The sequence below is a fragment of the Luteimonas sp. J29 genome (assembly GCF_000472505.1).
GTDB lineage: Bacteria > Pseudomonadota > Gammaproteobacteria > Xanthomonadales > Xanthomonadaceae > Luteimonas.
The window spans coordinates 30937-52753 of record NZ_AWZR01000006.1; the positions used below are offsets into that span (position 1 = coordinate 30937).

Sequence of the window (21817 nt, forward strand, 5' to 3'; positions counted from 1 at the left end):
CGCGGCGGCGGCGTGACCGCGCCGTCCCCCATCCGATCGCGCGTGACCACCCCCGATCCACCGCAGGCGCCCGACGTGCTGACCAGCAGGCCGCTTCCGCCCGAGACCGACCTCCTGGCGCTGCACCGCGTCGATCCGGGCCGCTACCGGTTGCTGCTGCAGTCCGTCGCGCACGGCACCGCGCAGGCGCGCTGGGACCTGCTGCTGCTGGCCGACGGCGGTGCGCTCACCCTGGGTCGCGACGGCGTCACCCGCGACGCGTCCGGGGCGACCGTGCCGGGCACGTTCCTGCAGGCGCTCGATGCCGCGTGGCGCGCCGTGCGTACGACGCGCGAGGAGCCGCGCTGGCCGTTCCGCGGCGGCTGGGCGCTGCTGCTGGGCTACGAGCTGGCGCGAGAGCTGGAAGCGGTACTCACCCTGCCCGATGCACCCGGCGCCCTTCCGGTGGCGCAGGCGTTGCGCTGCCCCGCGGCCGTGCTGCGCGACCACGCCAGCGGCGACTGCGTCGCGGTCGCCGAGGCGGGACACGGCTGGATGCTCGACCAGGTCGAACGGGACCTGGCGGCGGCCGCCCGGATGCCCGACTGGCCGGCCTGGGTGCCGCCCGCGACGGTGCACGAGGGTCCTGCCGGGGACTTCGTGGCCGGCGTCGCGCGCGTGATCGACTACCTCGCCGCGGGCGACGTGTTCCAGGTCAATCTCTCGCGCGCCTGGCGCGCGGAATTCGCCGAGGCGCTGGACCCGGCGCGGCTGTACGCGCGCATGCGCGAGGCGAGCCCCGCACCGTTTTCCGGCCTGTACGCCGGCGACGGCTGGGCGGTGGCCAGCGCCTCGCCCGAGCGCCTGGTCTCGATCCGCGGCGACCTGGTCGAGACCCGTCCGATCGCGGGCACCCGTCCGCGCGTGCCCGGCGACGACGACGAAGCCCGCGTGCGCGAACTCATCGGCCATCCCAAGGAACGCGCCGAACACGTGATGCTGGTGGACCTGGAGCGCAACGACCTGGGCCGCGTGTGCGTGCCCGGCAGCGTCGAGGTCGACGAACTCATGACGATCGAGAGCTACGCCCACGTGCACCACATCGTCAGCAACGTGCGCGGCCGCCTGCGCGCCGACGCCGGCCCGGGCGACGTGGTCGCCGCCACGTTCCCGGGCGGCACGATCACCGGCTGCCCCAAGGTGCGCTGCATGCAGGTGATCGCCGAACTCGAGCGCACCGGCCGCGGCACCTACACCGGCGCGATGGGCTGGCTCAACCGCGACGGCGACCTCGACCTGAACATCCTGATCCGCAGCGCCGAGGTGGAGGGCACCGAGGTCCGCTTCCGCACCGGTGCCGGGATCGTGGCCGACTCCGACCCGGCGCGCGAGCTCGACGAGACCCGGGCGAAGGCGCGCGGCCTGCTGCAGGCGCTTGCGGCCGGCCCCGGCGGGGCCACGGTATCCTAGGCCGATGATCCCGACCTCCCCACCGACGGAGCAGGCGCATGGCATCGGCTAGGCGCACGCTCGGCGTGCTGTTCGTGCTCTCGGCGCTGGCCGCGGGGGCCGTCGCGTACTGGCTGTACGACCGCTACACGGGCTTCGCCGACGCGCCGCTGTCGGGGATCGAGGCGGGAACGACGCTGCAGGTCGAGCGCGGCGATTCGTTCCGGCGGGTGCTGGCCAGGCTGCGCGAGTCCGGCGTGCGCGACGGCCACGACCTCGAGTGGCAACTCCTGGCCAGGGAGCTGGGGACGGACGCGCGGATCCAGGTCGGCGAGTACGCGCTGGAGCCGGGGATGACGCCGCGCACGCTGCTCCAGCGCATGCGCGACGGTCGCGTCATCAGCTACCGCTTCACCATCGTCGAGGGCTGGAACATGCGCGAGCTGCGCGCGGCCCTGGCCAGAGCCACGTCGCTGGTGCAGACCATCGGCGAACTGGACGACGCGGCGCTGATGGAGAAGCTGGGTCGTCCCGGCGTGCACCCCGAAGGCCGGTTCCTGCCCGAGACCTACGTCTACACGCGCGGCGACAGCGACCTCGACGTGCTCCGCCGCGCCAATGCCGCGCTCGAGCGGGTGCTGGAGCAGGCGTGGGCCCAGCGTGCGCCCGACCTGCCGCTGGCCAGCCCCGACGAGGCCCTGGTGCTGGCCTCGATCATCGAGAAGGAAACCGGCATCGCCGAGGAGCGAGCCCGCATCGGCGGCGTGTTCGTGCGCCGGCTGAAGCTGGGCATGCGGCTGCAGACCGATCCGACCGTGATCTACGGCATGGGCGCCAGCTTCGACGGCAATATCCGTCGCGCCGACCTGCTCGCCGACACGCCGTACAACACCTACACCCGCGACGGGCTGCCGCCGACGCCGATCGCGATGGCGGGCGCGGACGCGATCCGCGCGGCGACGCAGCCGGCCGAGGGCGACGAACTGTACTTCGTCGCGGTCGGCGACGGCAGCGGCCGCCACGTGTTCTCGCGCACCCTGGCCGAGCACAACAACGCCGTGCGCGAATACGTGCGCCGCTACCGCGAGAGGTTCGGCCCGCGATGAGCCGTCCCACAGGCGCCACATCGGCGGCCGCCGGCCCGGACGGCATCGAGGCGCATCCGCGGCTGGTTTCGCTCGAAGGCGGCGAGGGCGCCGGCAAGACCACCGTGCTCAACGCGCTGCGCGAGGCGCTGCGCGAAGGCGGCGCCGACGTGGTGATCACGCGCGAACCCGGCGGCACGCCGCTGGCCGAACGCATCCGTGGCCTGCTGCTCGACCGCGAACACGGAACGCCCACCGCCGATGCGGAGCTGCTGCTCATGTTCGCGGCCCGCGCCCAGCACGTGCACGAGACGATCCGGCCCGCGCTCGCCCGCGGCGCCTGGGTGCTGTGCGACCGCTTCACCGATTCGAGCTACGCCTACCAGGGCGGCGGGCGCGGCATCGACCCGGCGTGGATCGCCGAACTCGAGCGGCGCGTGGTCGGCCTGCGCCCCGGCCTGACCCTGCTGCTGGACATCGACGTCGCCCGCGGACGCGCCCGCACCCGCGGCCGCGACCTGGTGCCGGACCGGATCGAGTCCGAGCGCGACGACTTCTTCGAGCGCGTGCGCGCCGCCTACCGCGCGCGCGCCGCCGCCGAGCCGGCGCGCTTCCGCGTCATCGACGCCTCGCGGCCGGCCGACGAGGTGGCGCGCGAGGCGGTGCGCCTGCTGCGCCAATGGCGGGACGGCGCATGATCCCGGAACTCGCGCCCTGGCAGCAGCGCGCCTACGACCAGGCGGTGGCGACCCTGGCCGAGGGCCGGCTCGGCCACGCGCTGCTGCTGTGCGGGCCCGCGCGCCTGGGCAAGCGCGCGGTCGCCGAAGCGCTGGCGCGCTACGTGCTGTGCCAGTCGCGCGGCGCCGACGGTCGTGCCTGCGGCACCTGCCGCAGCTGCCGCCTGTTCGAGGCGCGCTCGCAGCGCGACCCGGTCGAGGTGCGGCCCGACGGATCGCTGGCGCATCCCTGGGGGCACAGCGCGCATCCGGACTACATCCTGGTCGGCTACGAGTGGCGGCTGAAGCCGTCGCCGCCGAAGCCGCGCACCGAGATCGTGATCGACCAGGTCCGCGAGCTGTCCGAACGGCTGGCGCTGTCGGCCGAGCACGGCGCGCGGATCGCGATCGTCGAACCGGCCGACGCGGTCAACTACAACGCCTGGAACGCGATCCTCAAGACGCTCGAGGAACCGCAGCCCGGTCGCTACCTGTGGCTGGTGGCGTCGAACCCGTCGCGCCTGCCGGCGACCATCTGCAGCCGCTGCCAGCGCCTGGAGATGCGCATGCCGCCGCGCGACGAGGCGCTGGCCTGGCTGCGCGCGCAGGGACACGCCGAGTCCGCGGCGCAGTCCGCCCTCGACGCCGCGCGCGGCCATCCGGGGCTGGCGGACGCCTGGCTGCGCGACGGCGGCCTCGCGCTGCGCAAGGAGGTCGCCGCCGACCTCGCCCGGATCGCGCGCGGCGAAGCGGCCCCGATCGAGACCGCGCAGCGCTGGGCCGCGGACGAAGATGCCCCGCAGCGCCTGTACCACGCCGCCGACCTGGCACTGGCCGAGGCCGCGGGGTTGACCGATCCGGCGCGAATCCGGAAGCTGGCGGAGTGGTTCGATGCGGCCAACCGCACCCGGGACCTGCTGCGCACCACGGTGCGCGCGGATCTGGCGATCGCGGAGCTGCTGGTCGCGTGGCGCGCCGGTCCGGCGCAACATGCGCCGGGACAGGAGCGAGGGCGTAACCGATGAGCAGCACCCCGGGCGGCGCACGGCAGGGCATCCTGTCGCTGGCGCTCAAGGACAAGGCGACGCTGTACAGCGCGTACATGCCGTACCTCAAGCACGGCGGCATCTTCGTGCCGACGCCGCGCCGCTATTTCCTCGGCGACGAAGTGTTCCTGCTGCTGACCCTGCCCGAATCCAACGACCGCCTGCCGGTCGCCGGCAAGGTGGTCTGGGTGACGCCGACCGGCGCCCAGGGCGCGCGCACCGCCGGTGTCGGCGTGCAGTTCTCCGACACGCCCGAGGGCGAGGCGGTCAAGAACCGGATCGAGACCCTGCTCGCCGGCAGCCTCACCGCGGAAAAGCCCACCCACACGATGTGATGCGCGCCGTGGCCGGCCGCCCCACGCGACCGTGGATGCTGCTGCTCGCCGCGCTGCTGGCGTGCGCGGCGCCGGCCTGCGCGGCGCAGGGCCAGACGCAGCGCGAGGAGCCATGGCTGTGGCTGGACGACGGCCACGTCCGGCTCGCGATCGCGCCGGACCTGGGCGGCCGCGTGGTGCACCTGTCGCTGCCGGACCGGCCCAACCTGCTCAAGGTCGGCGCCGCGCTGGCGCAGGTGCCGCCGCCCGAACCGGCGGCCGACGGGATCGACATCCCCTACCTGGGCCACGTGCTGTGGACCGGCCCGCAGTCGGGCTGGTGGCTCGACCAGGACGTGCATGCGCAGCGCCGCGACGCCGCCGCGCCCTGGCCGCCGGACCCGTGGCTGGCCTACGGCCGCAACCGCGTCGTCGAACGCTCCGCGTACGCGGTCGCCCTCGAAGGCGTCGACAGCCCGGTCAGTGGCCTGCGCGCGCGCCAGCGCTATCGCCTGTCGGGACGGGCGCCGGCCACGGTCGAACTCGAGGCCGGGGCGGTCAACGTCCGCGACCGCGAGATCGAACGCGACCTGTGGTTCAACACCCGCCTGCCCGCCGCCAGCCGCGTGTTCGTGCCGGTGGCCCGTCCGGAGGACGCGCGCCTGCGCGCAGACGGCGACGACTTCTTCGCGGGTCCCGTCGCCTGGTGGGAGGACGGGCTGTTTTCGCTGCAGGCCGATCCGCCGCCGCAGGGCAAGGGCGGGCGTCGCGGCAAGGTGTTCATCCGTCCCTCCGCGGGCTGGATCGCCGGATTCAACGCCGGCCAGCTGCTGCTGATCCGCTTCGACCTGCAGCCCGACGCATCGATCCATCCCGAGCACGGACAGGTCGAGGTGTACCAGCAGTGGCACCACGACGACCCCGATGCCGGCCTGCTCGAACTCGAGGTGCACGCGCCGCTGCGCATGCTCGCGCCGGGCGAATCGATGCGCGCGGCCGAGACCTGGACGGTGCTGCCCTACGACGGGCCGGAGATGCTCGAGGCCCAGCGCGCCGCGCTGCTCGAGGCCCTGGGCGAGGTCGGGCTCGCGCCCTGAGGCGCCCGCGCGGCGCGAATCCCGATGTGCCTGCGGCGCAGGCGCGGTAGTCGAACCGCCGGACGTCGTCGCACGGACCGGGGTCGCGCGCGCTCCCGCGCCCGTGGCGCGCGGCGCCTGCTTGCGTTAGTCCGCCTGGCCGGCGTCCGCGCGCAGCGCCGGGTTGTCCCAGCCCGGGCGCGGCGCGAAGCGGTCGCCGTAGCGGTCCTGCAGCGCCTTCAGGCGCGCCAGCACGTTCTCGACGCCGAGCTCGCGGATGGTCTGGATCGGGCCGCCGCGGAACGGCGCGTAGCCGGTGCCGAAGATCACGCCGGCATCGAGCAGGTCCGCGTCCTCGACCACGCGCTCGTGCAGCGCGGCCACCGCCTCGTTGAGCAGCGGCAGCACCAGGCGGTCCTCGAGGTCGCCGGGCGCCTTGTAGTCCTTCGGCACTTCGGGCTTCTTCGGCTTGCCGTTCTCCCAGGCGTAGATGCCCTGGCCGTCCTTCTTGCCGCGCTTGCCGGGCTCGGGCGGCTGCGACAGCGCCGGCGGGATCGCCAGGCCGAGGAACGGCGCCAGTTCCTGGCCGACGCCGTAGGCGACGTCGAGGCCGACCGTGTCGATCAGCTCGATCGGCCCCATCGGCATGCCGAACTTCACCGCGACCTTGTCGATCACCGGCGCCGGGATGCCCTCGGCGTACGCGGTTGCCGCCTCGAGCATGTACGGGAACAGCAGGCGGTTGACCAGGAAGCCGGGCGTGCCGGCGACCGGCACCGGCAGCTTGTCGAGGGCCTTGCAGAACGCGGCCAGGCGGCGTTCGGTCTGCGGCGCCATCGCGTCGTGGCGCACGATCTCCACCAGTGGCATCAGCGCCACCGGGTTGAAGTAGTGCAGGCCGGCGAACTGCGCCGGGCGCGCGATGTGTTCGCGTAGCTCCTCGAGCGGGATCGAGGAGGTGTTGGTGGTCAGCAGCGCGTCGCGCTTGAGCCGCGGTTCGACGTTCGCGTACAGCTCGCGCTTGGCATCGGCGCGCTCGATGATCGCCTCGATCACCAGGTCGGCATCGGCCACGCCGGCGCCGGCGAGGTCGGACTTCAGCCGCGCGGCCACCGCCGGGCGCTTGCCTTCGTCCTTCACCCGCTTGGCGAACAGCTCCTGCGCGCGGGCGATGGCGCCGTCGATGAACTTCTGTTCGCGGTCCTGAAGCGTGACCTCGAAACCCTTGTACGCGGCCCACGCGGCGATGTCGCCGCCCATCACGCCGGCCCCGACCACGTGCACGCGATGGATGCCGTGCGGATCCTTGCCGCCCAGGCCCTTGAGCCGCTCCATCAGGAAGAACACGCGGGTGAGGTTGCGCGCGGTCGGGGTGCCGGCCAGCTTCACCACCGACCTCTGCTCGGCCTTGAGCAGGGCCTGGATCCCGCCGCCGCTGCGGCGCCAGGTCTCGATCAGCGCGTAGGGTGCGGGGTAGTGGTCCTTGCGCGCCTTGCGCGCGACCTGCCTGGCCAGCACCGGCGCGAGCACCTGCCGCACCGGCCAGGTATTGGTGAACCAGCCCAGGAAGCGCTGGCGGAACGGACGCTGCGTGCCGCGCAGGGCCAGCTCGGCCGCGGCATCGACCAGCACCGCCGGCTCGACCACCTTGTCCACCACGCCCATGGCGCGGGCCGCGGAGGCGGACAGGTTGCGCCCGGTCAGCATCACGTCCATCGCCGCCGGCGCCCCCACCAGGCGCGGCAGGCGCACGCTGCCGCCCCAGCCGGGGTAGATGCCGAGCTTGACTTCGGGCAGGCCGATCCGGGTCGAGGGGTCGTTGCTGGCCACGCGGTAGTCGCAGGCCAGCGAGATCTCGGTGCCGCCGCCCATGCAGAAGCCGTGGATCGCGGCCACCGTGGGGCAGGGCAGCTCGGCCAGGCGCTGGAACGCCTGCTGGCCGCGGCGGATGGAGTCGCCGATCGTGCCCTTGCGGTCGAACTCGGCGAACTCGCGGATGTCGGCGCCGGCGATGAAGCCCTTGTCCTTGGCCGAGCGCAGGACCAGGGCCCTGGGCGGGTCGAGCGCCAGGCGTTCGAGCAGGGTCTCGAGTTCGATCAGCACGTCCTGGCTGAAGGTGTTGACCGACTCCCCGGCGCGGTCGAACGCCAGGACCAGGACGCCGTCGGGGCGCTGCTCGACCTGCCAGTGGCTGAAGCGCAGACCATCGAGGCCAGCAATCATGCGGGACCATCCGTTAGGGTATGGGAAGCCCCTTATGATCCAGAGGGTGTCGCGCCGCAGTCAAATCCGCCCGCCGGGCGGTCGCGGGCCGGCCGCCTTGCGCCGCGCCCGGGGCGCCCCCAGTTCAGGCGGCAGGCCGGAACTTCCGGCCCGTTCCGCGGTCCCAGGTCCCGGTCGCCAGGCCGGGCGGTTTGCGTAAGGCAGGAGCGCCAGGCCGGATGGCCGAGATCGATACCCAACAACTGGACCTGGAGCTGGTCAGGCGCGTGCAGCGCGGCGACAACGCCGCGTTCGACCTGCTGGTGCGCAAGTACCAGCACCGGATCGCGGCCCTGATCGGGCGCTACGTGCACGACTGGAGCGAGGTCCAGGACGTCGCCCAGGAGACCTTCATCCGCGCCTATCGCGCGATCGGCAACTTCCGCGGCGACTCCCAGTTCTACACCTGGCTGCACCGGATCGCGGTCAACACGGCCAAGAACCACCTGGTGGCCGGCAACCGCCGCCCGCCGGGGGCGGACGTGGACGTGGAGGACGCCGAGCAGTTCGATTCGGGCATCCGCCTGCGCGATGGCGACACGCCCGACCGTGAACTGATGCGCCAGCAGATGGAACAAACGGTGATGCGCGCGGTCGAAGCATTGCCCGAGGAGCTCAGGCTCGCGATCACGCTGCGCGAGGTCGACGGCCTGAGCTACGAGGAGATCGCCCAGCGCATGGGTTGCCCGATCGGCACGGTCCGGTCGCGCATCTTCCGTGCGCGCGAGGCGATCGACCAGGAGCTCAGGCCCCTGTTGGACAGCGATACCAGAGCGGAGCGAGCGGCACGATGATCCACGTCGACGACAACGAGCCGGTGCAGATCAGGCCCGATCCCGACAAGCTGTTCCTGTACCACCGGCAGCAGCTGTCGGCGATGCTCGACGGCGAACTCTCGCCCGACGAGGCGCGCTTCATGCTGCGCCGGCTGCAGCACGACACCGTGCTGGCCGCGTACTGGGAGCGCTGGCAGCTGTGCGGCGACGTGCTGCGCGGCCAGCGCAACGACCTGCTGCCGCCCGATTTCGCACGCCGCGTGGCGGACGCGCTGGCCGGCGACACCGCCGCCGAGGCCCAGTCTCCCGCGGGCCGGACCGGCCCGCGCCTGGGGCGCTGGGGTGGCGGGGCCGCGATCGCGGCATCGGTGGCCCTGCTGGCCGTGTTCGCCACCCGCCAGCTGCCGGCGCCAGGCGAGGTCGCGCCCGGGCCGGCGCAGGCCGCGCCGCTGGTGGCCGAGGCCGGACGGACAGCCCCGGTCGTCCCGTCCCCTGCCGATCGGGAACCGGTTCGCGACGCCGTCGCCGATGCCACGCCGGCGCCGGCGCCGGCGCCGGTCCTGGCCGAGGTTCCCGAAGCCGGGGCCATGCTGGCCGCCTCGGCTGCGGCCCTGGCCGAGACGCCACGCCGCGCCGCCGAGCGCCGTGCCCGCGCGCAGTCGCCGGCGGTGGCGCGCGGCACGCGCGCAGAGCCTGCACCGGCACCGTCGCAGGCGACGCCGGCGGTCCCGGACGAACCGGCCACGTTGCTGGCTGCCGTGCCGTCCGGCGGGCCGTCCGCGGAGACGTCCCACCCCTTCCCGATGCCATCGGCCGAGCCGCGGCCGTGGCCGCGCTCGCTGCTGCCGTCGCCCAGCGGCTATGCCGTTTCCGGCGGTGGCCTGGCCCCGCGCGAGCGGGTGTTCGAGCCGTTCCTGCCCGCGCCGGCGCCGGTGCTGCGCTGGCCCCCGCCCGACGACGTGGCCGAGGCGCCCGCCGCGGACGGACGCCGGCCCTGAGCGCGAACGTGCATGATGTCGGCGCCGCGCGGATGCGCGGCGTCCCGGGCGCGGGCGCTGGATCCGCGTCGCCGAGCAGTACCGATCGAACCCGAGAACCTGTCCGATGAAAACACCGGTGTCCGCCTTCGCCCTGATCCTGCTGGCTTCCGCCGCGACCACCGCGGTGGTGCTGCCGATCGCCACCGCGCAGACCGCGCCCGAGGCAGCGGTCCCCGCGGCCTCCCAGGCGACCGCGGCGCCAGCCGCGCCTCTGGTCACCGGCCTGCCGGACTTCACCCGGCTGGTGGAGGAGGTCGGTCCGGGCGTGGTGAAGATCGACACCACCATCGGCTCGCGCCGCAGCCAGTCCGAGGAGGAGGCGCTGGAGGAGCAGATCCCCGAGATCTTCCGCCGCTTCTTCGGTCCCGGCTTCCAGATGCCGGGGCCCGGTGGCCGCGGACAGGCGCCGCGCGGGCGGGCGATGGGGACCGGCTTCATCATCTCCGGCGACGGGTACATCCTCACCAACCACCATGTGATCGACGGCGCGGACGAGGTCAAGGTCACGCTGACCGATCGCCGCCAGTTCGACGCCAAGGTCGTGGGCAGCGACGAGCGTTCCGACGTGGCCGTGCTCAAGATCGACGCCTCCGGGCTTCCGACGCTGCGCATCGGCGATTCCTCGAAGGTCAAGGCGGGGCAGTGGGCGGTGGCGATCGGATCGCCGTTCGGCTTCGAGCAGACCGTCACCGCCGGCATCGTCAGCGCGGTGGGGCGCAGCAACCCGTACGCCAACCAGCAGTACGTGCCCTTCATCCAGACCGACGTCGCGATCAACCAGGGCAATTCCGGCGGCCCGCTGCTGAACACCAGCGGCGAGGTGATCGGCATCAATTCGCAGATCTTCAGCAACTCCGGTGGCTACATGGGCGTGGCCTTCGCTATCCCGATCGACGTGGCCATGAACGTGGCCGACCAGATCAAGAAGACCGGCCGGGTCCGCCGCGGCCAGCTCGGCGTGATGTTCCAGGCCAACCCGATCACCACCGAGCAGGCGCGCGGCTTCAAGCTGCCCGACACGCTCGGCGCGCTGGTGAGCGAAGTGGTCCCCGGCAGCGCCGCCGAGAAGGCCGGCATCGAGGTCGGCGACGTGATCCGCAGCGCCGACGGTGTGGTGATCCGCCAGCCCGGCGACCTCCCGCCGATCGTGGGCAACAAGGCGCCGGGCACGAAGGTCAGGATCGTCGTGTTCCGCGACGGCCGCGAGCGCAGCTTCGACGTGGTCCTCGACGAACTCGACGACGAGCCGGTCGCCGGTGCGCGCGGCGCCGCCCCCGGTTCGAAGTCGCCGACGCCGTCCGCCGACACCAACGTGCTCGGCCTGGCGGTGCAGGAGCTGGGCGAGGCGCAGCGCCGCCAGCTCGGCCTGCAGGGACGGGAAGGCGTGCAGATCGCCCGCGTCCAGGGCCGCGCCGCGCGCGAGGCGGGCCTCGCGCCCGGCGACGTGATCCTGCGCGTGGGCCGCACCCCGGTCGACAGCGTGGCCGCGTTCGAACGCCAGCTGCGCGGCGTGAAGCCGGGGCAGACCGTGATGCTGCTGGTGCGCAGCCGTTCCGGCGGCACCGCCTACGTCGCCATCACGCCCGAGGCCGGGGAATGACCCGGCCGGCCTGACCGGGCGGCGGCCGGGTGCCGCCGTCCCCGCCTGCCCGGCGCGGCCAGGGGCCCGCGGGCACCCTCGCGCGCGGGCGCCTCGCGGGGGGGCGACGGTCGCTATGCGATAATCCCGCGTCGTCCACCCGATCGAGCGAGCGGCTGCCGCCACCCCCATGTCAGACCCGATGCGGCAGATCCGCAACTTCTCCATCATCGCCCACGTCGACCACGGCAAGTCGACCCTGGCCGACCGCATCATCCAGCTGTGCGGCGGCCTGACCGAGCGCGAGATGGAAGCGCAGGTGCTCGACAACAACCCGATCGAGCGCGAGCGCGGGATCACCATCAAGGCGCAGTCCGTGTCGCTGCCCTACAAGGCGCGCGACGGGCAGACCTATCACCTCAACTTCATCGACACCCCCGGCCACGTCGACTTCTCCTACGAGGTCAGCCGCTCGCTGGCCGCCTGCGAGGGCGCGCTGCTGGTGGTCGACGCCGCCCAGGGCGTGGAGGCGCAGTCGGTGGCCAACTGCTACACCGCGGTGGAGCAGGGGCTGGAAGTCGTGCCGGTGCTGAACAAGATCGACCTGCCGACCGCCGACATCGACCGGGCCAAGGCCGAGATCGAGGCGGTGATCGGCATCGACGCGTCCGACGCGGTCGCGGTCAGCGCCAAGACCGGGCAGAACGTGGAGGAGGTGCTGGAGGCGATCGTCCACCGCATCCCGCCGCCGAGGCCGCGCGATACCGACAAGCTGCAGGCGCTGATCATCGACTCCTGGTTCGACAACTACCTGGGCGTGGTCTCGCTGGTGCGCGTGATGCAGGGCCAGATCAAGGCCGGCGACAAGCTGCTGGTGATGTCGACCGGCCGCACCCACCAGGTCGACGGCGTCGGCGTGTTCACCCCCAAGCGCAAGGTCACCGGCAGGTTGTCGGCCGGCGAGGTGGGCTGGGTCACGGCCTCGATCAAGGACGTGCACGGCGCGCCGGTCGGCGACACCCTGACCCTGGCGTCCGATCCGGCGCCGGCCCCGCTCCCCGGGTTCCAGGAGATGCAGCCGCGCGTGTTCGCCGGCCTGTTCCCGGTCAACGCGGAGGACTACCCCGACCTGCGCGAGGCGCTGGAGAAGCTGCGCCTCAACGATGCGGCGCTGCGCTTCGAGCCGGAGAGCTCGGAGGCGATGGGCTTCGGCTTCCGCTGCGGCTTCCTCGGCATGCTGCACATGGAGATCGTGCAGGAGCGGCTGGAGCGCGAGTACGACCTCGACCTGATCACCACGGCGCCGACCGTGGTGTACGAGGTGCTGAAGACCGACGGCACCGTGATCCCGCTGGACAACCCGGCCAAGCTGCCGCCGGTGAACCAGATCGAGGAGATCCGCGAACCGATCATCCGCGCCAACATCCTCACCCCCGAGGACTACATCGGCAACATCATCAAGCTGTGCGAGGACAAGCGCGGCGTGCAGCTGGGCATCCAGTACCTGGGCAGCCAGGTGCAGATCAGCTACGAGCTGCCGATGGCCGAGGTGGTGCTGGACTTCTTCGACAGGCTCAAGTCGGTCAGCCGCGGCTACGCCTCGCTCGACTACCACTTCGTCCGCTTCGAGGCGGGCCCGTTCGTGCGCGTGGACACGCTGATCAACGGCGACAAGGTCGACGCGCTGTCGATCATCGTCCACCGCAGCCACGCCGACCGCCGCGGCCGCGAGCTGTGCGAGAAGATGAAGGACCTGATCCCGCGCCAGCAGTTCGACGTGGCGATCCAGGCCGCGATCGGCTCGCAGATCATCGCCCGCACCACGGTCAAGGCGCTGCGCAAGAACGTGCTGGCCAAGTGCTACGGCGGCGACATCACCCGCAAGAAGAAGCTCCTCGAGAAGCAGAAGGAGGGCAAGAAGCGGATGAAGCAGGTCGGCCGCGTGGAGATCCCGCAGGAGGCGTTCCTCGCCGTGCTGCAGGTGGACAACAAGTAGGGGATGGCCTGAGATGATGAAATGGTTCGAGCTGGGGCTGGTCGTCCTGACCTTCGCGACCGGCATCACCTGGCTGCTCGACCGGCTGGTCTTCGCCAGGCGGCGGGCCCGGCAGTCGGGCCTGCTCGAGCCGAAGGAGCCGGTGCTCGTCGACTACTCGCGGGCGTTCTTCCCGGTCCTGTTCGCAGTGCTGGTCCTGCGCAGCTTCATCGCCGAGCCGTTCCGGATCCCGTCCAGCTCGATGATGCCGACCCTGCTGATCGGCGACTTCATCCTGGTCAACAAGTTCAGCTACGGCATCCGCCTGCCGGTGACCAACCGCAAGGTGATCGAGATCGGCGAGCCGCAGCGCGGCGACGTGGTCGTGTTCCGGCCGCCGCACCATCCCGACCAGGACTGGATCAAGCGGATCGTGGGACTGCCGGGCGACGTGGTGGCCTACCGCGACAACACCGTGTACGTGAACGGCGAACCGTTCCAGTACGGCCCGCCCCGGCCCTACCAGGGCGTCGGCCGTGGCAGCGACATGACCGGCGCCGACCTGATCGAGGAGACCATGCCCGGCCGGACCCACCAGATCCTCGAGACCCGGCGCCCGGGCGGCTTCGATCCCGGGGAGGGGGAGTGGCGGGTCCCGGAAGGCGAATATTTCGTGATGGGCGACAACCGCGACAGGAGCGACGACAGCCGGTTTTGGGGTACGCTCCCCGAGAGCCAGCTGAGGGGCAAGGCTTTCCTGGTCTGGATGAACCTCGATTCCAGCGCGCCTGGCTGGGTCGACTGGGGCCGGATCGGAAGCAGCATCCCGTAGGTCGACCGGGGCGGCTGGCGCGAAAAGGATCAACGGGGGACGGACATGAACATGCGTCGCAGGCAGGGCGGAATCACGCTGCTGGGCTTCATCATCGTCGCCGGCGTGGCGGGCTTCTTCGTCTTCATCGGGATCAAGCTGTTCCCGATGTACTCCGAGTACTACGCGGTCAAGTCGGCCCTCAAGGGCCTGGCGGCCGAACCGGGCGTGGCCAACTACACCCCGGCCCGGATCCAGCAGCTGTTCTTCCGCCGGCTGGACATCAGCTACTCGTCGCACGTGAAGAAGGAACACGTGAAGATCGAGCGGGTCGGCGCGGGATGGCAGGTCGACGTGGTCTACGAGGTCCGCGAGCCGCTGGTCGGCAACCTCGACGCGGTGGGCCGCTTCCACGCCACCCAGATGCTCGACGGATCCGGTGGCGGCGCCAACTGACCGGGCGCCCGACGCGTTCGCCGGGCACGTCTTCTCCACGCCTTCCCTGCTGGCCCAGGCGCTGACGCATCGCAGCGCCGGGGCGCCGCACAACGAACGGCTCGAATTCCTCGGCGACGCGGTCCTCGGCCTGATCGTGGCCGAGGCCCTGTACGCGCGCTGGCCGAAGGCCGACGAAGGCTCGCTGACCCGGGCCCGCGCCGAGCTGGTACGCGAGTCCGCGCTCGCCGCCGTGGCCCGACGGCTGGAGCTGGGCGAGCAGCTGGTGCTGGGCCCGGGCGAGATGAAATCGGGCGGGCACCGGCGCGATTCGATCCTGTCCGATGCGCTGGAGGCGGTGATCGGGGCGATCTACCTCGATGCCGGCTACGAGGCCTGCCGCCGCGTGGTCCTGCCCTGGTTCGAGGAAGCGGTCTCGGCGGTGCCGGCCAGCAAGGTCGGCAAGGACGCCAAGACCCGGCTGCAGGAATGGCTGCAGGCGCGGCAGAAGCCGCTGCCGCAGTACGTGCTCGAGCAGGAGGCCGGCGAGGAACACGCGCGGGTCTTCACCGTGCGCTGCGTGCTGTCCGACCCCGCCCTGGAGGGCGAGGGCAGCGGCGGCTCGCGCCGGGCCGCCGAGCAGATGGCGGCCGAAGCCGTGCTCGGGCGCCTGCCCGGCCAGTGAGGATTTGCCCTCGCCCCGCGGGGGCGCGGACAATCCCCGCATGAACACCCAGACCCACCGGGCCGGCCACGTGGCGGTCGTCGGCCGGCCGAACGTCGGCAAGTCCACCCTGGTCAATGCCCTGGTCGGCGCCGAACTGAGCATCGTCTCCAACCGGCCGCAGACCACGCGCCACCGGCTGCTCGGCATCGCCACGGTGCCGGGCGGGCAGCTGGTGCTGGTCGACACTCCCGGCATCCACCGCGAGGGCGGCAAGCGTCCGTCGTCGGCGCTCAACCGCGTGCTCAACCGCGCCGCGCGCGGCGCGCTCGAGGGCGTGGACGCGGCGGCGCTGGTGGTCGAGGCCGGGCGCTGGGACGAGGAGGACGCACTCGCCTTCGACACCCTGCGCGACAGCGGCCTGCCCGTGGTGCTGGTGGTCAACCAGGTCGACCGCATCGCCGACAAGGCGAAGCTGCTGCCGTACCTGCAGCAGGTCGCCGAAGGCCGCGACTTCGCCGCCGTGCATCCGGTCTCGGCGCTGCGCCGGCAGGGGCTCGAACCGCTGGTGGCCTCGCTGCTGTCGCTGCTGCCCGAGCAGGAACCGCTGTACGGCGAGGACGAGATCACCGACCGCAGCCAGCGCTTCCTCGCCGGCGAACTGGTGCGCGAACAGCTGATGCGCCAGCTCGGCGACGAACTGCCCTACGCGACCACGGTCGAGATCGAATCCTTCACCGAGGAACCCTCGCCCAGGGCGGGCGTGATGTACCGCATCGGCGCCGTGATCTGGGTCGAGCGCGACGGCCAGAAGGCGATCGTGATCGGCAAGGGCGGGGCGCGCCTGCGCGAGATCGGCCGCCGTGCGCGCGAGCGCATGGAGCAGCTGTTCGGCGCCAAGGTGTTCCTGCAGACCTGGGTGCGCGTGCGCGAGGGCTGGTCCGACGACGAGTCCGCGCTGCGCACCCTCGGCTACGGCGACTGAGCGCGCCGGCGATGCGCGCCGCCATGCGCTGACATGCGCTACTCGGGTGAAACCGCCTACGTCCTCCATGCCCGGCCCTGGCGCGAGTCCAGCCTGCTGGTCGACCTGCTGACGCGGGCGCACGGGCGGATCGGCGTCATCGCCCGGGGGGTGCGCGGGCCGCGCCGGCAGATGCAGCTCGCGGCCCTGCAGCCGCTGCAGCACGTGCGCTTCGACGGCGTGCAGCGCGGCGAACTCGGCTACCTGTCGTCGGTGGAGGCGCTCGACGCGCCGCCGCTGCTCGCCGGACATGCCAGCCTGGCCGCGTTCTACATCAACGAGCTGGTGCTGCGGCTGGCGCCCGGCCACGATCCGCACCCCGAGCTCTACGCGCTGTACGGCGAGGTGCGCGCGCGGCTGCACGATGCCGGCGACCTGGCCTGGACGCTGCGCCGCTTCGAGCGCGACCTGCTGCAGGCGCTGGGCGTGGGGTTCGACTTCCGCGTCGATGGCGACGGCGCTCCGATCGATCCGGCCGCGCGCTACCGGCTCGAGGCCGAACACGGGCCGCGCCGGGTGCTGGGCGAGCGCAGCGGCGAATCGCGCCAGCGCCACGCCACCGGCGCCGCGCTGCTCGCGCTGGCGGCGGACGTGCGTCCCGGCGCCGAGGACCTCGACAGCCTGCGCCTGGCGATGCGCGAGCTGGTGTCCCGGCACGTCGGGCCGCGCGGACTGCGGTCATGGCAGCTCGCGGCGGACCTGGCGCGGGTGTCGGGACGCGTGCCGGCTCAGGACGCCGAGAGCGTGTCCTGAGCGGCGTCGAGGAAGGCACGCAGCGCGGTGCCCGAGCCCGGTGCGGCCTGCAGCCGCAGCGTGGCTTCGAGCAGGCGCGCGGCGCCGACGAATCCGCAGCCCGAGCGCAGCCGGTGCAGCTGGTCGCGCACGGTGCCGACGTCGCCCCGCTCGGCCGCCGCCGCCACCGCGTCGCGCGTGGCCGGAAGCTCGGAGACGAACAGCTGGCGCAGCCCGGACACGTTGGCCTGGCTGTTGCCGAGCGCGGCCAGGGCGCGCACGTCGTCCCAGACCGGCAGTCCGTGGAGTCGCGCATAGACCCCGGCGTCCTCCGCGGTCGCGGCGGGTCCGCCCCGGCCGAGGGCGCGGCGCAGCGCGGCGGTCCAGTCGGCGGCCGGCATCGGCTTGACGAGCACGTCGATGAAGCCGGCCGCGCGCAGTGCCTCGTGTTCGCTGCGCTCGTGCGAGGCGGTGTGGGCGAGGGCGGGCGTCGCGAGGCCGCGTCCGCGCAGCAGCGACAGCAGTTGCGCGCCGCTTCCGTCCGGGAGCCGCGCATCGAACAGCCAGAGATCGTGCGTGCACGCCGTCGCCGCTTCGATCGCGCCGGCCAGGTCGCAGGCCACGTCCACCTCGGCGGGCAGGGCCCGCGTCGCGGCCAGCAGGAAGGCGCGACTGGTGGGATCGTCCTCGACCAGCAGGATCCTGGGGTTCATCCTCGCCTCCCTGCGCAGCGGATATGCTCGACCCATGCCCGCGCGCATCTTAACGCTGTTGCTGCTGGCGCTCTGCGCCTGGCCGGCGCAGGCGCGCACCGCGACGGCGCGGATCGGCTCGCTGGAGGTGGCGGGCGCCGAACTCGACGGCGTGGTCGTGCGCCTGTCGTGGCCGGCCGGCGCGGCGCACGGCGAGCTGTCGATCCAGGCCGCGCGGATCGCGGCGCCCGCGCTGGGCCCGGAATACCGGCAGGTGCGGTGGCGCTGCCCGCTGTCGCACGATGGCGCGGGCGCATGGCATTGCGCCGGGCCGCTTCAGGGTCGCGGCGGCGCGCGCATGCACCTGTCGGTGGACCTGTCGTCCGTCTGCACCGGTGCCCGCCTGTCGCAGGGCAACGCGCGGCTGCAGCTGCGGCGCGAGGCCGTGGCGCCCGACGTTACCCGCCTCGACCTCGTCCGCGTGCCGCTCCTGTGGGCCCAGGCATTGCTGCAGCGTGCGTGGACGCAGGCAAGCGTCGGGGACGGCGTCGCCGACGGGACCATCGTCGTGCACACGCCGCCACGCCAGCCGCTGCATGTCGAGGGGCGCCTCGACGTCGACGGCCTCGCCCTGGACACCACCGACGCCGCGGTCGCGGTGGCCGGACTGGACGGCGCCATCGGCTTCGACTGGCTGCAGCCGGACACGGGCCCGGCGCGGATCGTGGCCAGCGGCGAGGTCCGCGACGGCGAAGTGCTGGTCGGGAACACCTACGTGGCGATCGCCGGGAGGCCGGCCGGATTCGCGCTGGAGGCGCGGCAACAGGCGGACGGTGGCTGGCGGCTGCCGCGCCTGGCGTTGCGCGACGGCGACGCGCTGCAGGTCGAGGGCGATGCGAGCTTCGCCGCCGATGCGAGCCTGCGCGCGCTGTCGCTGCAGGCCCGCAGCGCCCGGCTCGCGGCATTGCCCGAACGCTACCTGTCGGGCTGGCTGGGCCTGGCGGGCCTGTCGGGGCTTGAACTGGACGGCGCCGCGGACGCGACGCTGCAGGTCTCCGGCGGCATGCTGCAGGCGCTCGACGCGCGCCTGCACGACGTGTCCATGCGCGATCCGCGCGATCGCCTGCGCATCGAAGGCCTCGCGGGCGAGCTGCGCCACCGCGCCCGTGGCGCGGCGCAAGGCCGGCTGTCCTGGCGCGAGGGCGCCCTGTACGGATTGGCGTTCGGGGCGATCGAACTGCCGCTCGCCAGCCGCGACGGCGTGCTGCGCCTGCGTGCCCCGGCGTCGCTGCCCATGCTCGGCGGCGAGCTGCGGCTGCTCGATTTCGCCCTGGATCCCGGCGGCGCCGAAGGGTTGCGCCTGGGGTTCGGGCTCGAGCTCGACGGCCTGGACGTCGGCCAGCTGAGCGCAGCGCTCGGCTGGCCGGCCTTCCGCGGCAGCCTCGATGGGCGCATCCCGCAGGCACGCTACGCCAGCCAGCGGCTCGACTTCGACGGCGGCCTGTCGATGCGGGTGTTCGATGGCCGCGTCGACGTGTCCGCACTGTCGATGGAGCGCCCGTTCGGGGTCGCGCCCACGCTGTCGGCCGATCTCTCGCTGCACGGCCTCGACCTGGAAGGCCTGACCGGCGCCTTCGACTTCGGCAGCATCACCGGGCGCCTGCATGGCCGCATCGACGGCCTGCGCCTGGTCGACTGGACCGCCACCGCCTTCGACGCCTGGCTGCACACCGAACCCGCGCCGGGCGTGCGCCAGCGCATCAGCCAGCGCGCGGTGCAGGACATCTCCAGCGTGGGCGACGCCTCGTTCGTCGGCAGCCTGCAGGGCCGGCTGGTGGCCCTGTTCGACGACTTCGGCTACCGCCGCATCGGGATCGGCTGCCGGCTGGCCAACGAGGTCTGCCGGATGTCGGGCCTGCATTCAGCGGGCGCTGGATTTACTATCGTCGAGGGTTCGGGCGTTCCCAGGCTGCAGGTGGTCGGGTTCAATCGCAATGTGGATTGGCCGACCCTGGTGGAACGCCTGGCCGCCGCGGCCGCCGGCGATGTCGCGCCGGTGGTGGACTGACCGGCCGCCCGGCCGGCTGCACTGGAAAGGGAGCCAACCATGCGTCGCCTGCTGGGAATACCGGTCCTGCTCGCCCTCGCGCTGTGCGCGTGCGTCACCATCAATGTCTATTTCCCGGCCGCCGAGGCCCGCGAGGCCGCGCGCGAGTTCGTCGAGAAGGTGATCGGCGAGGAGGGCGACGCGCCGGCGCCCGAGGCCCCGCCGCCAGGCGACGGCGGAATGGCCGTGCACAGGCTGCGCTTCGATCCGTTCGTGCTGCTGGGCATCGGCAGCGCCCAGGCCCAGGACACGCCCGACATCACGATCCGCACGCCGGCGATCCAGGCGATCCAGGCGCGGATGGAATCGCGCTTCAATTCGGTGCTGCGCCCGCACTTCGACTCGGGGGCGCTGGGCTTCGTCGACGACGGCACGATCGTGGTGCGCGACGCATCGAAGCTGGCGATCAAGGACCGGGTCGCGGTAAACGCGGCGGTCGCCGACGACAATCGCGACCGCAACGCGGTGTACCGCGAGATCGCCGTCGCCAACGGCCATCCGGAGTGGGAGCCGCAGATCCGGCAGGTGTTCGCGCGGCAGTGGATCGCCAGCGCGCGCCCGGGCTGGTGGTACCGGCAGGGCGGGGCCTGGAAGCAGAAGTAGCGGCTGCCGCGGGGCGCGGCGCCATGCCGCGTCCGGTGCGCGGCGGCGACATCTGCGACAATCGCCGGCCCCGCATGCACGCCTGACCCTCGTGGCCCGGATCGACCAGACGCCCTTCGAACTCGAGATCATCGACCTCAGCCACGACGGCCGCGGCGTCGCCCGCCGCGAAGGCGGCAAGACCGTGTTCGTCGCCGATGCCCTGCCGGGCGAGCGGGTGCTGGTGCGCCAGACCGCGCGTTCGCGCAACTTCGACGAGGCCGCCACGCTCGAGGTGCTGCAGGCCTCGCCCGACCGCGTCGTGCCGCGCTGCGCGCACTTCGGCGTGTGCAGCGGCTGCGTCCTGCAGCACCTGGAGGACTCGAAGCAGATCCTGGCCAAGCAGCGGGTGCTGCTGGAGAACCTGGAACGCATCGGCCACGTGTCGGCGGGCAGCGTGCTGCCGCCACTGACCGGCGGCGCCTGGCACTACCGGCGCAAGGGCCGCTTCTCGGTGCGCCGGGTGGAGAAGAAGGACAAGACCCTGGTCGGCTTCCGCGAGCGCGACCCGCGCTTCGTCGCCGACCTGCACGAATGCCACACCGTGGTGCCGGGCGTGGCCGAGCTGGTGGTCCCGCTTTCGAGGCTGGTGGACGGCCTGCAGGCGCGGCGCGAGGTGCCACAGGTCGAGTTCATCGTCGGCGACCCGGAACCGGAGTTCGACGGCGTGGCCCTGGTGTTCCGGCACCTGCAGCCGCTGTGCGAAGCGGACCTGGCGGCGCTGCGCCAGTTCGGGCAGCGGCACCGGGTGGCCATCCACCTGCAGCCGCGCGGCGTGGACTCGGTGCATCCGCTGTGGCCGCACCGGCCGCGGCACGCGTTCCGGCTCGCCCCCTGGGACATCACCCTGTCGTTCCGGCCGCTCGACTTCATCCAGGTCAACGCGCGCCTGAACGAGGCGATGATCGCGCGCGCGCTGGAGCTGCTCGACCTGCGTCCGGGCGAGCGCGTGCTCGACCTGTTCTGCGGGCTGGGCAACTTCACCCTGCCGATCGCGCGCAGCGCCGCAGAGGTCGTGGGCGTGGAAGGGGAGGCCGGGCTGGTGGCGCGGGCGCGCGACAACGCCGCGCTCAACGGCCTGGGCAACGCCGCGTTCCACGCCGCCGACCTCACCCGGGACCAGCGCGGCACGCCGTGGATGCGCCAGGGCTTCGACAAGCTGCTGCTCGACCCGCCGCGCTCGGGCGCGATCGAGGTGCTGAAGCAGCTGCCGCTGGAGCGTTTCGGCCGCATCGTCTACGTCAGCTGCCACCCCGGCTCGCTGGCACGCGACGCGGGGTACCTGGTGAACGAGCGGGGGTGGAGGCTGGTGAGTGCGGGGGTGATGGACATGTTTCCCCACACGGCCCACGTCGAGAGCATTGCGCTGTTCGAACCCGCATGAAAGCATGCGTGGGGTGGTAGGGAGTGCGT

At 72.8% G+C, this 21817-nt stretch carries 20 protein-coding genes; 18 read left to right on the top strand and 2 right to left on the bottom strand.

Annotated features, from left to right (window positions below; genetic code table 11):
* Positions 1-75 precede the first annotated feature (75 nt).
* Genes LUTJ29_RS0110950 through LUTJ29_RS17190 form a run of 6 tightly spaced genes read left to right on the top strand, consistent with a single transcriptional unit; the run spans position 76 to position 5686 of the window.
* Positions 76-1449, top strand: coding sequence for an aminodeoxychorismate synthase component I (locus LUTJ29_RS0110950; RefSeq protein WP_027072548.1), 1374 nt, complete (start codon positions 76-78; stop codon positions 1447-1449).
* Positions 1450-1487: 38 nt separating this feature from the next.
* Positions 1488-2534, top strand: coding sequence for an endolytic transglycosylase MltG (gene mltG / locus LUTJ29_RS0110955; RefSeq protein WP_027072549.1), 1047 nt, complete (start codon positions 1488-1490; stop codon positions 2532-2534).
* Complete coding sequence (tmk, locus tag LUTJ29_RS0110960) at positions 2531-3211, top strand: dTMP kinase (protein WP_051322942.1); 681 nt, start codon at positions 2531-2533, stop codon at positions 3209-3211. Before mltG ends, tmk begins: the two co-directional genes overlap by 4 nt.
* Positions 3208-4254: a DNA polymerase III subunit delta' gene (locus tag LUTJ29_RS0110965; protein WP_027072551.1), complete on the top strand. Its 1047-nt coding sequence runs from the start codon at positions 3208-3210 to the stop codon at positions 4252-4254. The genes tmk and LUTJ29_RS0110965 overlap by 4 nt, the downstream gene beginning before the upstream one ends.
* Positions 4251-4610 (top strand): PilZ domain-containing protein, encoded by a 360-nt coding sequence (locus tag LUTJ29_RS0110970; RefSeq protein WP_027072552.1) that lies wholly within the window; start codon positions 4251-4253, stop codon positions 4608-4610. Before LUTJ29_RS0110965 ends, LUTJ29_RS0110970 begins: the two co-directional genes overlap by 4 nt.
* Positions 4610-5686 (top strand): DUF4380 domain-containing protein, encoded by a 1077-nt coding sequence (locus tag LUTJ29_RS17190; RefSeq protein ID WP_084524840.1) that lies wholly within the window; start codon positions 4610-4612, stop codon positions 5684-5686. The genes LUTJ29_RS0110970 and LUTJ29_RS17190 overlap by 1 nt, the downstream gene beginning before the upstream one ends.
* Positions 5687-5812: 126 nt before the next feature.
* On the opposite strand, the gene LUTJ29_RS0110980 is transcribed toward LUTJ29_RS17190, so the two are convergent.
* On the bottom strand, positions 5813-7888 hold the full coding sequence (locus LUTJ29_RS0110980; protein ID WP_027072553.1) for a 3-hydroxyacyl-CoA dehydrogenase NAD-binding domain-containing protein: 2076 nt from the start codon (positions 7886-7888) through the stop codon (positions 5813-5815).
* Positions 7889-8106: 218 nt separating this feature from the next.
* Between LUTJ29_RS0110980 and rpoE the strand changes: the two genes are divergently transcribed.
* The 9 genes from rpoE to recO all read left to right on the top strand — a co-directional run bounded on the left by rpoE (position 8107) and on the right by recO (position 16984).
* Positions 8107-8721 carry an RNA polymerase sigma factor RpoE gene (gene rpoE / locus LUTJ29_RS0110985; protein WP_027072554.1) on the top strand — a complete coding sequence of 205 codons (615 nt, stop codon included), beginning with the start codon at positions 8107-8109 and terminating at the stop codon, positions 8719-8721.
* On the top strand, positions 8718-9701 hold the full coding sequence (locus LUTJ29_RS17195; protein WP_051322944.1) for an RseA family anti-sigma factor: 984 nt from the start codon (positions 8718-8720) through the stop codon (positions 9699-9701). The genes rpoE and LUTJ29_RS17195 overlap by 4 nt, the downstream gene beginning before the upstream one ends.
* Positions 9702-9819: 118 nt before the next feature.
* Positions 9820-11343: a DegQ family serine endoprotease gene (locus LUTJ29_RS0110995; RefSeq protein ID WP_343122690.1), complete on the top strand. Its 1524-nt coding sequence runs from the start codon at positions 9820-9822 to the stop codon at positions 11341-11343.
* A gap of 181 nt (positions 11344-11524) precedes the next feature.
* Entirely contained in the window at positions 11525-13318 is a 1794-nt protein-coding gene (gene lepA, locus LUTJ29_RS0111000) for a translation elongation factor 4 (RefSeq protein ID WP_027072556.1), read from the top strand.
* Between the two features lie 16 nt (positions 13319-13334).
* On the top strand, positions 13335-14129 hold the full coding sequence (lepB, locus tag LUTJ29_RS0111005) for a signal peptidase I (RefSeq protein WP_027072557.1): 795 nt from the start codon (positions 13335-13337) through the stop codon (positions 14127-14129).
* Positions 14130-14180: 51 nt separating this feature from the next.
* Entirely contained in the window at positions 14181-14564 is a 384-nt protein-coding gene (locus tag LUTJ29_RS0111010) for a DUF4845 domain-containing protein (protein ID WP_027072558.1), read from the top strand.
* Complete coding sequence (rnc, locus tag LUTJ29_RS0111015) at positions 14548-15228, top strand: ribonuclease III (protein ID WP_027072559.1); 681 nt, start codon at positions 14548-14550, stop codon at positions 15226-15228. The genes LUTJ29_RS0111010 and rnc overlap by 17 nt, the downstream gene beginning before the upstream one ends.
* Before the next feature lie 40 nt (positions 15229-15268).
* Positions 15269-16192 (top strand): GTPase Era, encoded by a 924-nt coding sequence (era, locus tag LUTJ29_RS0111020; RefSeq protein ID WP_027072560.1) that lies wholly within the window; start codon positions 15269-15271, stop codon positions 16190-16192.
* 33 nt (positions 16193-16225) lie between these two features.
* Positions 16226-16984 carry a DNA repair protein RecO gene (gene recO, locus LUTJ29_RS0111025; RefSeq protein WP_027072561.1) on the top strand — a complete coding sequence of 253 codons (759 nt, stop codon included), beginning with the start codon at positions 16226-16228 and terminating at the stop codon, positions 16982-16984.
* Here recO and LUTJ29_RS0111030 read toward each other — a convergent pair.
* Positions 16960-17676, bottom strand: a complete 717-nt coding sequence (locus tag LUTJ29_RS0111030; RefSeq protein ID WP_043741185.1) for a response regulator — start codon at positions 17674-17676, stop codon at positions 16960-16962. The two genes, recO and LUTJ29_RS0111030, sit on opposite strands and share 25 nt — an antisense overlap.
* Positions 17677-17710: 34 nt before the next feature.
* Between LUTJ29_RS0111030 and LUTJ29_RS18130 the strand changes: the two genes are divergently transcribed.
* The 3 genes from LUTJ29_RS18130 to rlmD all read left to right on the top strand — a co-directional run bounded on the left by LUTJ29_RS18130 (position 17711) and on the right by rlmD (position 21788).
* On the top strand, positions 17711-19723 hold the full coding sequence (locus LUTJ29_RS18130; protein WP_156911567.1) for a hypothetical protein: 2013 nt from the start codon (positions 17711-17713) through the stop codon (positions 19721-19723).
* A gap of 39 nt (positions 19724-19762) precedes the next feature.
* Entirely contained in the window at positions 19763-20365 is a 603-nt protein-coding gene (locus LUTJ29_RS0111040) for a YdbL family protein (RefSeq protein WP_027072563.1), read from the top strand.
* A 91-nt stretch (positions 20366-20456) separates the two neighbouring features.
* Positions 20457-21788 (top strand): 23S rRNA (uracil(1939)-C(5))-methyltransferase RlmD, encoded by a 1332-nt coding sequence (rlmD, locus tag LUTJ29_RS0111045; RefSeq protein WP_027072564.1) that lies wholly within the window; start codon positions 20457-20459, stop codon positions 21786-21788.
* Positions 21789-21817 lie beyond the last annotated feature (29 nt).